This is a genomic window from Chelatococcus asaccharovorans (assembly GCF_003201475.1).
Lineage (GTDB): Bacteria > Pseudomonadota > Alphaproteobacteria > Rhizobiales > Beijerinckiaceae > Chelatococcus > Chelatococcus asaccharovorans.
This window is the reverse complement of the sequence record NZ_QJJK01000001.1, coordinates 425,255-438,325: the sequence shown is the minus strand read 5'-3', so window position 1 is coordinate 438,325 and position 13,071 is coordinate 425,255. Positions and strand designations below refer to the sequence as shown.

At 65.3% G+C, this 13,071-nt stretch carries 10 protein-coding genes; 5 read left to right on the top strand and 5 right to left on the bottom strand.

Annotated elements, in window-relative coordinates; translation table 11 throughout:
* Positions 1–3: 3 nt before the first annotated feature.
* Positions 4–1,128 (bottom strand): cupin domain-containing protein, encoded by a 1,125-nt coding sequence (locus C7450_RS02140; RefSeq protein WP_110372720.1) that lies wholly within the window; start codon positions 1,126–1,128, stop codon positions 4–6.
* Between the two features lie 111 nt (positions 1,129–1,239).
* On the opposite strand from C7450_RS02140, the gene C7450_RS02135 reads away from it, so the two are divergent.
* Positions 1,240–1,998 (top strand): GntR family transcriptional regulator, encoded by a 759-nt coding sequence (locus C7450_RS02135; RefSeq protein ID WP_110372719.1) that lies wholly within the window; start codon positions 1,240–1,242, stop codon positions 1,996–1,998.
* Positions 1,999–2,018: 20 nt separating this feature from the next.
* Here C7450_RS02135 and C7450_RS02130 read toward each other — a convergent pair whose 3' ends face one another.
* A complete protein-coding gene (locus tag C7450_RS02130; RefSeq protein ID WP_245449430.1) occupies positions 2,019–3,176 on the bottom strand; it encodes an ABC transporter substrate-binding protein in 1,158 nt (385 codons plus the stop codon).
* A 412-nt stretch (positions 3,177–3,588) separates the two neighbouring features.
* On the opposite strand from C7450_RS02130, the gene C7450_RS02125 reads away from it, so the two are divergent.
* Both C7450_RS02125 and C7450_RS02120 read left to right on the top strand, forming a co-directional pair.
* Positions 3,589–5,739, top strand: a complete 2,151-nt coding sequence (locus tag C7450_RS02125) for a ferredoxin family protein (protein ID WP_110372717.1) — start codon at positions 3,589–3,591, stop codon at positions 5,737–5,739.
* A gap of 8 nt (positions 5,740–5,747) precedes the next feature.
* Positions 5,748–7,295: an indolepyruvate oxidoreductase subunit beta family protein gene (locus C7450_RS02120; protein WP_110372716.1), complete on the top strand. Its 1,548-nt coding sequence runs from the start codon at positions 5,748–5,750 to the stop codon at positions 7,293–7,295.
* Positions 7,296–7,501: 206 nt separating this feature from the next.
* On the opposite strand, the gene C7450_RS02115 is transcribed toward C7450_RS02120, so the two are convergent.
* Positions 7,502–8,137: a MarR family winged helix-turn-helix transcriptional regulator gene (locus tag C7450_RS02115; protein WP_245449429.1), complete on the bottom strand. Its 636-nt coding sequence runs from the start codon at positions 8,135–8,137 to the stop codon at positions 7,502–7,504.
* Positions 8,138–8,187: 50 nt separating this feature from the next.
* Between C7450_RS02115 and C7450_RS02110 the strand changes: the two genes are divergently transcribed.
* Positions 8,188–8,676 carry an acyl-CoA thioesterase gene (locus tag C7450_RS02110; RefSeq protein WP_110372714.1) on the top strand — a complete coding sequence of 163 codons (489 nt, stop codon included), beginning with the start codon at positions 8,188–8,190 and terminating at the stop codon, positions 8,674–8,676.
* Positions 8,677–8,711: 35 nt separating this feature from the next.
* Here C7450_RS02110 and C7450_RS02105 read toward each other — a convergent pair whose 3' ends face one another.
* On the bottom strand, positions 8,712–10,328 hold the full coding sequence (locus C7450_RS02105) for an ATP-dependent acyl-CoA ligase (protein ID WP_245449428.1): 1,617 nt from the start codon (positions 10,326–10,328) through the stop codon (positions 8,712–8,714).
* 157 nt (positions 10,329–10,485) lie between these two features.
* On the opposite strand from C7450_RS02105, the gene C7450_RS02100 reads away from it, so the two are divergent.
* Positions 10,486–12,114, top strand: coding sequence for an AMP-binding protein (locus C7450_RS02100; protein WP_110372712.1), 1,629 nt, complete (start codon positions 10,486–10,488; stop codon positions 12,112–12,114).
* A gap of 166 nt (positions 12,115–12,280) precedes the next feature.
* Here the strand turns inward: C7450_RS02100 and C7450_RS02095 are convergent, their stop codons facing one another.
* Entirely contained in the window at positions 12,281–13,066 is a 786-nt protein-coding gene (locus C7450_RS02095; RefSeq protein ID WP_110372711.1) for a cyclase family protein, read from the bottom strand.
* Positions 13,067–13,071 lie beyond the last annotated feature (5 nt).

Sequence of the window (13,071 nt, the reverse complement as noted above, 5' to 3'; positions counted from 1 at the left end):
TCCTCAGGCCACCAGGGGCTGCTGCCCGCCGTTTTCGCCGAAGGCCTCCTCGCGATAGAGGCCAAGTGCGTTCATCACCGGCATGTCGTTGAAGCAGAACAGGACGGCGTCCTCGCTGTCAGAGGCGTTGGCGTGCTCGTGCCAGGCCCAGGAGGGTACGCAGAAGATGTCCCGCTCCTGCCAGTCGAAGCGCTTGCCGTTGATGACCGAATAGCCTTTGCCCTTCGCCGCCTGGTAGATGAAGCTGCCGGTGTGGCGATGCGCCCTGGTGCGCTCGCCGGGGCGCAACAGCTGCATCGACGCGCCGATCGTCTGCATCACCGGCCCGCCGGTCACCGGATTGATGTAGTTCATCAGGATGCCGTCGAAGGCAGAGCCATCCGTGACCTTGGCGTAACGCTGCAGCGCCTCGTAGGTCGGCGCCCATTCGTATTTGAAGAGCGGCGAATACGGCTTGTCCCATTGCGTGCCGTAAGGGCGCAGGCCCGGGTTGCCCCAGGTCCCCGTGGCGTCGTCGACGGGGTAGCCGACGGCCTGCTGCAGGTCCTCATGCACAGCGTAGAAATTGGCTTCGAGGGTGTTGACGAGCGGGATGTCGAGCCCGTCCTGCCAGAGGCAGGGCGAGCCGTCGGCGGCGACGCCGTGCTCGTGCCAGGTACCGTTCGGCGTCAGTACGAAGTCGTTGGCGCCTAGCGTCATCTTGTGACCGTCGACGATGGTGTAGGCGCCTGAGCCTTCCATGATGAAGCGCAACGCCGAGGCTGCATGCGCGTGAGCCGACGCGACTTCGCCCGGATTCATCACCTGAAGGCCGGAATAGAGCCAGCCCACGGCCGCCGAGACGTCGCGCCTGCCCGGATTGTTGAGATAGATCACGCGGCGCCCCGCCTTTTCCGGCGTGACGAGTTCGATCGAGCGCAGCACATGTTCGCGCAGATCGCGATAGCGCCACAGCACCGGCTCGGATTTCGATTTCGGCTGCCAGGGCTCGATCTTGTTGGCGACGGTCCAGAGCGCGCCGGCCTCGAGGCGTTCGAGCTGATCGTAATAGGCCAGCAGCTCTGATGTGTCTTCGACGTTCGCGCGACCGGCGACGTCCTCGCGGTGGTTCTCTCGGGAATTGGACATGCGAGCCTCCGTTCAGATCACGATAGGGTTTATATGACACGCCATATTTTCGAAAGAAAGATATTTTTGCGTTAGACGTCACGCTGGTGTAGAGCCTGAGGGGAGAGACGAATGAGGAGACACCGGGTGCGTGTGGGGCGAAGCGGGCCACAGCCGGCGAATGACGAGATCCTGGATGCTCAGGGCGGGGTCGCGACCTTGGCAGAGGCCGCCTATCGGCGCCTGCGCCAGGATATTGTCGCCGGCGTCTTCGCGCCGAGCCAACCCTTGCGGCTGGAGCTGCTCAAGCAGCGCTACGGCCTGAGCTTCTCACCTTTGCGCGAGGCCCTGAACCGGCTCCAGACGGAGCGTCTGGTCGTGACCGCGCCGCTGCGCGGCTTTTCGGTCGCGCCGGTTTCGATCGAGGAGATGTGGGACGCGACCGAGACGCGTATCCTGATCGAGTGCGAGGCGCTCCGTCGTTCGATCGCCCATGGCGATGACGATTGGGAGGCCGGCATCGTTGCCGCCTTCCATGCGCTCGATCTGCAGGTTCGCCGCAAGGCGGCCTCAAGCGGAATTGGCGATGACGAGCTGATCGCGCTCGAGACGCGGCACCAGGATTTCCACCGCGCCCTTATCGTCCGCTGCCGGTCGCGCCGCCTGATCGATATTGCCGACCAGCTCTATGTCGAAACGCAACGCTACCGCCTGCCGACGCTGGCAGGCCAAAATCCCGCCGCCAGCCGCGACGTGGCGCTCGAACACCGCCAGATCATGGAAGCGACGCTGGAGCGCCGTGGCGACGAGGCCGCGGCGCTCCTTGCGGCGCATTATCGCAAGACCTCGACTATCGTCGAAAGCTATATGGAGCGCGCGCCGGCCAAGTAGGCCGGAGCGCCATTCCAGGGTCAGGGCAGGAGCTTCCAGCCGCCCTGTTCGCTCTTCACCAGAACGCGGGAGCGCTCGTCGACACCGAAGCTGCTTTGCGGCGTGAAGTTATAGACGGCGTGGGTGCCGACGACCTCCTTGCTCGACATCAGCGCCTGGCGCAGCGCCTCCTTGAAGGCGGGCGTGCCGGGCTTGGCGCCGCTCTCCAACGCCCGCCTGGCGGCATCGGTGAAGACGATCCAGCCGTCGAAGGCATAGGCCGAGAAACCGTCCGTCGGCTTGCTGCCGTTCGCCTTCTCATAGGCCGCTCGATAGGCCAGCGCGACCGCCTTGATCGGATTGGTGTCAGGTAGTTGCTCGGCGACGGCAACCGGCCCGGTCGGGCAGATCAGGCCATCGGCAGCCTTGCCGGCGACGCGCAGGAAATCAGTGCTGATCATACCGTTGTTGCCGTAGATCGGGCCCTTGTAGCCGCGCTCGCTCAGCGCCAGCACGGGGAGGGCGCCCGGCGTGGCGGTGCCGCCGACCATGATCGCGTCGGGGCGGGCTGCGATCGTCTTCAGCACCTGCGGCATCACCGAGGTGTCGGTGCGGGCATAGCGCTCGTTGTTGATGACCTTGATGCCCGCTTCCTGCGCCGCCGCGGTCAGCGAATTGTACATCAGGTCACCAAGCGCGTCGCTGAAGCCGATGAAGCCGACCGTCTTGACGTTGCGCTTCTTCATATCCGCGACGACGCCTTGCGCCAGCAGCATCTGTGGGTGCGGGATCTGCACGACCCAAGGGCCGCCATCGCCTTTCGCCGGCTCCGCGATCGGCGAGATCGCGACCATCGGCACCTTGAGCTCGGTTGCGACCGTCGCCATAGCCACTGTCTGGGGAGCGCCTGAGGTGCCGATCAGGAAATCGACCTTCTCCTGCTCGACGAGCTTGCGGGCATTGCGCACCGCGGCCGTCGGGTCGGAGGCGTCGTCGAGCTGGATGATCCGGATCGTCTCGCCGCCGACCTCGCTCTTATAGGCAGCGCCCGCCGCGATGCCCTTGGCGTTGGGGATACCGATCGACGAAATCGGCCCGCTCAGGCCGGTGACGAAGCCGACCACGATCTCCGCGCGTGCGGACGTTGCAGCGAGTACGAGCGAGATGGCCGTTGCGGCGGCGCAGATCCGGTGACGCATCGAGATTTCCCCTGTTGTTAATACTGATCGTTTGAAGCGTTGCCATGCGCGGCACGCCATCTGCATCTGCGTGGCATGGCCCCGTCCAATCGCAGGATATTTGCGACCCCGCGCTTCGCGTGACCGCGCGGTAGAACAATCCGTGCCTGAACAATCGCTGTCAAGTTTTCGATGAAATGAAATTCTTACGAAAATACCTGAAAAGAGGATATCATGAGGAATCTCAATATATTGCCGTGGAGGCGAGCATGGTCAAAGCGGGGTCTGGCCCTGCGGCAGGCTTGACGTGAATTAGTTAAGACATAAAGTAATTAGCGAGAGAGCCTGAAGACCGCGCGGTTCGGCTTGTGCGCCCCGAGGGGAAGGGGCGTGTATCGAGCGGTTCCGCCGTCGGCTTGGCGTGGAGGGATTGATGGCGGAACGCTCATTTGCGCGCGAGGTCGAGGATCTGCGCCTCGGCGAGGGCGAGATCTTTCGGGGCGAGGGCATCCTCGCCATCACCAAGGCGCTTCTGCAATCCGGTGTGTCCTATGTCGGCGGTTATCAAGGCTCGCCCATCTCCCATCTGATGGACGTGCTGGCCGACGCCAAGGACGTGCTCGACGAGCTCGGTGTCCATTTCGAATCGTCGGCCTCGGAAGCGGCCGCCGCCGCTTCGCTCTCGGCCTCGGTGATGTATCCGCTGCGCGGCGCCGTGACCTGGAAGTCGACGGCCGGCACCAATGTCGCCAGCGACGCCTTGACCAATCTGGCCTCGGGCGGCGTGACCGGCGGTGCGCTGATCATCCTCGGAGAGGATTACGGCGAGGGCTCCTCAATCCCGCAGGAACGCAGCCACGCCTTCGCGATGAAATCGCAGCTCTGGCTGCTCGACCCCCGTCCCAACCTCGAATCCATCGTCAAATCGGTCGAGGACGGTTTCGAGCTCTCCGAAGCCACCAACACGCCGGTCATGCTGCAGGTCCGCATCCGCGCCTGCCATGTCCACGGCCAGTTCGTCGCCAAGGACAACCGCAAGCCCGCCTTCACCATCCGCGAGGCGCTGGAGAATCCACAGCGCGATCTCAACCGCATCGTGCTGCCGCCGGCCTCGATGCTGCAGGATCGGCAGAAGCTGGAACAGCGCTGGCCGGCGGCGGTCGACTTCATCAAGCGCCGCAGGCTCAACGAGTTCTTCGGCCCCGATGCCGGCGAAATCGGCATTGTCATGCAGGGCGGAATGTACAATTCCGTGATGCGCGGGCTGCAATATCTCGGCCTGGCCGACGCCTATGGCGACAGCAAGATCCCGCTCTACGTCCTCAATGTCACCTATCCGCTGGCGGACGACGAGGTCGCCGATTTTTGCCGCGACAAGCGCGCCGTGCTGGTCGTGGAGGAAGGGCACCCGGAATATATCGAACAGGCGATCGGCACGGTGCTGCGCCGCCGCGGCATCGCCGCCACGCTCGCAGGCAAGGATGTGCTGCCACTCGGAGGCGACTATACCGCAGCCGTGCTGAGCAAGGGCATCGGCGCCTTTCTTGAGCAGAACGCTCCGCATCTGCTCGGCAACCGCCCGCCGCTGCCGAGCGCGGATGCGATCGTTGCGGCCGCCCCCGTCCAGAAACTGGTCGAGATCGTGCCGCCGCGCCCGGCCGGTTTCTGCATCGGCTGTCCCGAGCGGCCGATCTTCGCGGCGATGAAGCTCGTCGAGAAGGAACTGGGCGCGCATCAGATCTCGGCCGATATCGGCTGCCATCTCTTCTCGATCCTGCCGCCTTTCAATCTCGGTGGCACGACGATGGGCTATGGCCTGGGGCCCGCTTCGGCCTCGGCCTTCAATGTCGAGGCCGGGAAAAAGCCGATCTCGATCATGGGCGATGGCGGCTTCTGGCATAACGGCCTGTCGTCCGGCGTCGGCAACGCCGTCTTCAACAAGCAGAACCAGGTCATCATGGTCGTCGACAATTACTATTCGTCGGCGACCGGTGGGCAGGACATCATGTCTTCGCGCGCCGACAGCGACCGTCGCTCGACCAACAATCCGATTGCCAGGGCCGTGCGCGGCATCGGCGCCAAATGGGTGCGCGAGATCGATCGCACCTATGACGTGGCGAAGATGCGCGACACGCTGAAGGCTGCGCTGACGTCGAAGGAGGAGGGGCCGAAGATCATCATCGCCTCATCCGAATGTATGTTGAACAAGCAGCGCCGTGTGAAGCCGCAGTTCAACAAGGCGGTCAAGGAAGGCAAGCGCTCGGTCAAGCAGCGCTTCGGCGTGGACGAGGATATCTGCACAGGCGACCATGCCTGCATCCGCCTCTCCGGCTGTCCCTCGCTCTCCGTCAAGCATCTCGACGACCCGCTGCGCGACGACCCCGTCGCCGCGATCGACAACAACTGCGTCGGCTGCGGCAATTGCGGAGAGGTCGCGGAGGCCGCCGTGCTCTGCCCGTCCTTCTATCGCGCTGACGTCATCTACAACCCGACACGGCTCGATCGCTGGATGGCGCGGTTGCGCGGCGCCGTGATCGGCTCTATCCAGCGCCGCCGCAACGCGCGCAGGGTGGTGTTCTCGTGAATGCCGTGATGCCCCTAACCCCTGTCGGTCCGGCAACCTTCGACCGCCCCCTGTCGATCGCCATACTCGCCATGGGCGGCCAAGGCGGCGGCGTCCTGACCGACTGGATCGTTGCCGCAGCCGAACACGCCGGCTGGATCGCGCAATCGACCTCCGTGCCGGGTGTGGCCCAGCGGACCGGTGCGACGATCTATTATGTCGAAATGCTGCCGCCGCGCGACGGCCGCCATCCCGTGCTCTCGCTGATGCCGACGCCGGGCGATGTCGATGTCGTGGCTGCCGCCGAATTCATGGAAGCCGGCCGCGCCATGCTGCGGGGCTTCATCACGCCGGACCGCACGACGCTGATCGCCTCGACCCATCGCAGCCTGGCAGTGAGCGAGAAGGGAAAGCCTGGCGACGGCATCGCATCCTCCGAGCCGGTCTTCGAAGCTTCTGATTTCGCCGCGCGCCACGCAATTCAGTTCGATATGCAGGCGCTGGCGGAGCGGAACGGCAGCGTGATCTCGGCCGTGATGTTCGGCGCACTGGCCGGGTCCGGCGTGCTGCCGTTCCCGCGCGAGACCTTCGAAGCTGCCATCCGCGAGGGCGGCAAGGGTGTCGAGCCCAGTCTGCGCGCCTTCGGAGCCGGCTTCGAGCGGGCGTCGCGTCCGGCCGAGACCGCGCCTGCGCCTGACGCGGAAGCCCCGCCGCCGGTCCCGACGAGTGTCGGGGTGCCGCAGCTCGATGGATTGCTGGTGCGTATTCACGGCGAGTTTCCGGAGACCCTGCGGCCGATGCTGTTCGCCGGCGTCAAGCGCCTGACGGACTATCAGGACGTCGCCTATGCCGGCGAATATCTCGATCGGATGCGTGATCTGCTGGCGCTCGACCGCCGTCAGGGCGGGGAAGCTGCGGGCCATGCCTTCACCGATGCCGCCGCAAAGTATCTCGCCGTCGCCATGGCCTATGACGATGTCATCCGCGTCGCCGATCTCAAGACACGGGCGTCACGTTTCGAGCGCATCGACAAGGAGATCGGCAAGCGAGACGACCAATTGCTCTACATGACCGAATTCATGCACCCGCGCATGGAGGAGGTCATCGGCACCATGCCGAAAGGACTCGGCCTCTGGTTCGAACGCAAGCCCGGCCTCGTTCGCCTGCTCGACCGTGCGGTCAATCGCGGCCGCCGGGTGAAGACCGGGCATGTCGGCTGGTTCTTGTCCCTCAACTGCGTCGCTGCCCTGCGCCCGGCACGCCGTCTGCTGCTGCGCCATGCGCGTGAGATGCAGCATATCGAGGCATGGTTGGCGCTTGCCACCCGCACCGCCGAGCAGGATTACGCGCTCGCCGTCGAGGTTCTGCACTGTCGGCGACTGGTGAAGGGCTACTCCGACACTCATGCGCGCGGCGAGGCCAAGTTCGATCATGTCCTTGCGGCTGTACCAAGCCTTCTCGGCAAGCCCGACAGCGCCGGCTGGCTGCGCCGGCTGCGCACAGCCGCGCTCGCCGACGAGGCCGGCGAAGCCTTGGCCGGCGCGCTCATGACGCTGGAGCACGCCTTCGAGGCATGAGCGTCATGGCGCCCGAGCAGGGGCCTCATGAGAGAGACCCTAGAGCATTGTCGAGCGAAGTGGACACCGGTTCGCGTGAAGAAAATGCGTAAAAACAAAGGTCTGGAGCATATTCGGCTTAGATGGAATCGTCTGATGCCATCTGAGTCGATGAACTTACTCGTCAATTTTTGAGCGTTGCCAAGTCCGCAACAGACGGACTTGCTCTAGCGCCGCGGCTCGCTCTTGTTGGCGATCAGTGCGCGCTTCAGCGAGGCAAGCTTCTTGCCGATCTCGTCGATTTCCTCTTCGGGGAATCCAGCCATCGCATCGGCCAGCCAGGCGTTGTGCTTCTTGGCCATGCGGCGGAATTTCTGCCGCCCTTCGATCGTCAGGCAGATGATCTGGACGCGCCGATCCAGATTGGAGGGGCTGCGGGTAACGAAGCCGTCGGCGATCAGGCGCTCGATGATCGGTGTGACATTGGCTTGCGAGACCATCAGGCGCTTTGATAGCTCGCCTTGCACCAGACCGCCGGGCTCGCGGTCAAGCTGCGCCAGGATGTCGAAGCGCGGCAGCGTGAAGTTGAACTTCTCCCTGAACTGCCTGCGTAATTCGGCTTCAATCAGAGTCGAGCAGGCGAGCAGCCTGAGCCATAGGCGCACTTCGGCGCGGTGGTCCTGATCGCCCGCGCGCTCGCCGAGGCGAAAGTCGTCCAGATCTTCCTGAATGCTCAATGCATTATCCTTTTGCGGCTGCCGCATGTCGCAGGCGGATCGCGATTGCTGCTGATATCGCGCAAAAACGAGCGCAGTGGAACCATCTATTTTTGGATGGGACTCCGTTTCGCGCTCGACTCCCATTTCAGTCGTCGATATAAATTACTTAGTGCATTAACAAATTTGTGAGGCCGATGCCACGCTTCACCCTCATGCGGGCGAGCAACCTTCCGCCGGGAATCTGGCGCTGTCCGCTGGCGATCCGTTTCGGGCACTGCGACCCCGCCGGGATCGTCTACACACCGCAGTATTTCCACCTCTTCAATACCGTCCTGGAGGACTGGTACGGGCAGGCGCTTGACACCTCCTATTACGATCTGATCGGCTCGCGCCGGATCGGGCTCGGATATGCCCACGCCTCGGCCGATTTTGCGACACCGGCGCGGATGGGCGAAACGCTTGAGGTCGCCGTCGTCGTCGACGCGGTGGGCCGCAGCTCGGTGACCTTGTGCCTTCATGCCTTCAAGAACGGGATTGAGTGCGCGCGCGCGAACTTCGTCACGGTAGTGACCTCGCTGATCGATCACAAGGCCATGCTGGTGCCTGATGACCTCCGTTCGGCGTTCGAGGCCTATCGGGAGCGCTGCCGCATGCCTGAGCCGCCTGCGGCGTCGGCGGTCTGATCCATGCAAGGGCACCAAGGGCACACCCTGGCGCCTCAGCGCTTTACCTGATAGCCGGATTTTTCGCGATCCCAGGTCTCGGGGCGCCGGCCCCTCTCGCGCAGCGTCGGCTTGCTGATCTTGCCGTTCTCGGTCAGCGGCATGGCTTCGACGAAGGTCAGGAAGCGCGGCAGGGCGAAATAGGCTAGTCGGTCCTCGCAATGGCGCAGGACCTCCTCGGGCGTCAGCGTGGCGCCCGGCTCGAACTGGATGGCCGCCGCGACCTCGTCTTCGCCGAGTTCGGAGGGGAGAGGATAGACAGCGCAGGCGCCGATCGCGGGATGCGCGAGCAGGATCTGCTCGACATCCCAGGACGAGACGTTCTCGCCCCGCCGGCGGATCGTATCCTTGATGCGGTCGATGAAGCGGTAATGGCCGCCGGGCTCGCGCACGACCCGGTCGCCGGAGTGGAACCAGAGATTGCGCCAAGCCTCGACCGTCTTTTCGGGCATGTTGTAGTAGCCCGTGGCGAAGGAATAGGCTTCGGTGGGTCGCAGCAGCAATTCGCCCGAGACGCCGTCGGGGACCGGCGCGTCGTTCTCGTCGACGATCAACGCCTCGATGCCAGCGGCGAGATAGCCCAGGCTCCCCGGATGATCGGAGGGGATTGGGCTGGCGAAGGCGAAATTGGTCTCGGTCGAGCCGTAGCCGTCGAGCAACGGCACGTTGAAGCGCTTGAGGAAGACGTCATGGAACCGGGCCGGCACGCCGCCTCCGAGCGCGACGCGCAGCTTGTGTTCGCTGTCCTCGGGCCGCTCCGGCTGCGCCAGCAGGATCGCCGCCATGGCGCCGAGCAGATAGCCGACATTCGCCTCGTGGCGCCGGATCGAATCCCAGAAACGCGATGCCGAGAATTTCGGCTCGAGCACATAGGTGCAGCCGTTGAGGATCGCCTGGTAGAAGGCATTGAGCGCGTTGGTGTGGAACAAAGGCAGCGTCGTCAGCAACGTCTCGCCCTCGCGAATGCCGAGCGCGCGGGCCGAATAGACGCCCCACCAGAACATCTGCGCCTGCGGGCAGCAGACGCCCTTGGCAGGTCCCGTGGTGCCTGAGGTGTAGAGGATGGCGACGGTGTCGCCCGGTCGCACCGCTCCGGGCGCAATGCTCTCGCCGAGTTCGGGCAGTCCGGACCAGCCTGCCGGCGTTTCCGGCGGCGCAGCATCGCCGACGATCCAAACCATTTCAGGCAGGAGCTTCGAGTCGATCGTGTCGAGAGCCGGAATCGAGGCGTCCTCGACGACGAGGAGCGACGGGCCGGCATTGCGCAGCACATGCTCGAGCTGGCCACCGCGCAAGGCGAGGTTGATCGGCACGGCGATGATGCCGAGCCACGCGCAGCCGAGATAGACCCGCAGGAATTCCGGCCGGTTCGAGCACAGGATCGCGACGCGGTCGCCGTGACGCAGGCCGGCATCGGCAAGCGTCCGCGCAGAGGCCGCGGCAATCCTGGCGGTGTCGGCGAAGCTCCAGACCGTATCGCCGAAGACGAGGAGGCGGCGATCGCCATAGCGTTCGGCCTGACGCCGCAGGAGAACCGGCAGCACGCGCTCTGCCGGTGGGAACCGCTTCACCACATCGACCGGTTCCACGAGGTTGCGATCGAGATCGCCCATGCGGTTCTCCATACTTTGCGATAACGACAAGGCTCGCGGCCGGTGCCGGCGACGCGTGATAAACTTAGTTCATGCATGAAGGAAATTTGCAAGCGGTTATCGCATTTACGGCGAGATAGCTTTATAGATGAGGAGCTTCTAGTTCGGAGAAAGCTTCATGAACGTTCTTGGCCGCTTTCCGTCGCCGCATGACGCCTTCCGGAGCTCAGCTCTCCGATCGCCGGATGCTCCCTTCCTGATAGCGCCCGCGAGCGCCGGGCTGCCCTATGCCCGCGACGGCTTCCGCCTCGCCTATGGCACGATCGCCGGCGAGGTCGAGGCGGCGAGGCAGGTCTATGCCCGCGCCGGCTACGGCCGTGGCGCGCGGGTGGCGCTGCTGCTCGACAATCGTCCGGAGTTCTTCGTCCACTGGCTCGCGCTCAACGCGCTCGGCGTCTCGATCGTGCCGATCAATCCGGACCTGCGGCCTGAGGAACTCGCCTTCCAGCTGACGCTCGCCGATGCCGATCTTGCCGTCGGCCTGGGCGAGCGCATCGCTCCGCTCGCCGGCCGCGCCGATTTCGCCGCTTTCCGGCCGGTCGAGCTCGGCGCCGCCATTCCCGATAGCCGCAAGACGGTGACGGCCCAGGCCGGCGATCTCACGGCCGAATGCGCTCTGCTCTTCACCTCGGGCAGCACCGGCAAGCCGAAGGGCTGCATCCTCTCGAACCGCTATTTCCTCCAGGTCGCGCAATGGTATCACGGCCAGGGCGGCATCGCCGCCTTGCAGCCGGAGGGCGAGGTCAATCTCACGCCCCTGCCGATGTTCCATATGAACGCGCTCGGTTGCAGCGCCGTCGGCATGATGGCGCAGGGCGGGGCGGTCGTGCCGCTCGACCGCTTCCATGCCAGCCGCTGGTGGGCGAGCGTCGCCGAGAGCGGCGCGACTGTCGTCCATTGCCTCGGCGTCATCCCCGCCATCCTGCTGCAACTGCCGCCGAGCCCGGACGAGCGCCGGCACAAGGTGCGCTTCGCCTTCGCGCCGGGGGTAGACGTGCGCCACCGCGCCGCCTTCGAGGAGCGCTACGGCATCCGGATCGTCGATGCCTGGGCGATGACCGAGACCGGTGGTGCCGCGGCGACCACGACGGCACGGGTTCCGTCCGGTTTCGGTGCGCGCTGCATCGGCGAGCCCGCGGCCGGCATGGAATACCGGATCGTTGACGAGCAGGGTGGCGATGTCGCTGCCGGGCAGGCCGGCGAGCTCCTTGTCCGGGCGGCCGGCGCGGAGCCGCGCGCCGGCTTCTTCAGCGGCTATCTCGACGATCCCGTCGCGACCGAGGAGGCCTGGCAGGGCGGCTGGTTCCACACCGGCGACTTCGTCCGGACCGGCGAGGACGGGCTGCTTTATTTCTTCGACCGTAAGAAGAGCATCGTGCGCCGCAGCGGCGAGAACATCGCCGTCCTCGAGGTCGAGTCGGTGCTGCAACGGCAGGAGGGTGTGCGGGCCACCGCCGTCACGCCGGTGCCCGACGAGTTGCGCGGCGAGGAGGTCTTCGCCTTCATCGTCGCCGATCCCGACGACATCACGGACAAGGCCGCCTTCGCCGAGCGGATCGCGCGCGCGAGTGCCGCCCTGATCGCCTATCACAAGCTGCCGGGCTATGTGGCCTTCGTCACGGAGCTGCCGCTGTCGGCGACAAGGAAGCTGGCGCGCGGCGAGATCAAGCAGCTCGCCGCCAAGGCCGTGAGCGAGGGCACGGCCCTCGACCTGCGCGCCCTGAAGGCCGGGCTGCGCAAGCATTGATGGCGCGATGCAAGCATCCCGCTCGCGCGGAACGCCCCGACAATACCAACTTTCGAACAGACAATTCCGGGTTCCGGGCTCCTGCCTGCCCCGGAATGAGGGCGTGGTTCGCGTCAGACCAACACGGTCCCAGGCCGATCAAGGCTGTGAGCGAATCCTGCTGCGTTCACCCCTGCGCGCCGACCAGCGCCAGCACGCGGACCGGGCTGCCGGAGCCGTTCACGATCTTGAGCGGCGTCGCGATGACGATCGCGCCAGTCGGCGGCAATTGGTCGAGATCGCGCAGGCACTGCAGCCCATAGCGCCCGCCGCCATGCAGGAAGTGGTGCGCCGGGAAGGGCGGTTGCAGATGCGCAGCCTGGCCGGCGTCGGTGCCGATCGTCTCGGTGCCGAAGCCGATGATGCCGCGCTCCTCGACCAGCCAGCGCATCACCTCCGCGTCGGGCCCCGGCGTATGCGGACCGCCCTCGCCGAGATTGGCGTAGTCGCGCCCCTGGCGCTTTGACCAGTCCGTGCGCAGCAGCACCCAGTTGCGCTCGGGAATGCGGCCATGGCGCGCTTCCCAGGCTTCGACATCGGCGATGCCGAGGAGGAAATCGGGATCGGCCGCGGCCTGCGCCGAGCAGTCGATCACGCAGGCCGGCGCGATCATGTCGCGCACGGGCAGGGTGTCGACTGCGTTGTTGGGCAGGTCCTTGCCGGTGAACCAGTGGATCGGCGCGTCGAAATGCGTGCCGGTGTGCTCGCTCAGCGTGATGTTATTCCAGTACCAGGCCGGGCCGGCGGCATCGTAGCGCGAGATCTGCTCGACCCGAAGCGGTGAGGCCTGGCCGAATTCGGGCGGCAACACGATGACCGGGAAGTCCGGGCTCAGCGTGAAGGTAAGGTCGATCACCCGCACCGAGCCGTCGGCGAGCGCGCTGGAGAAGCTCAGAAGGTCGAAAGCGCCCATGGCGA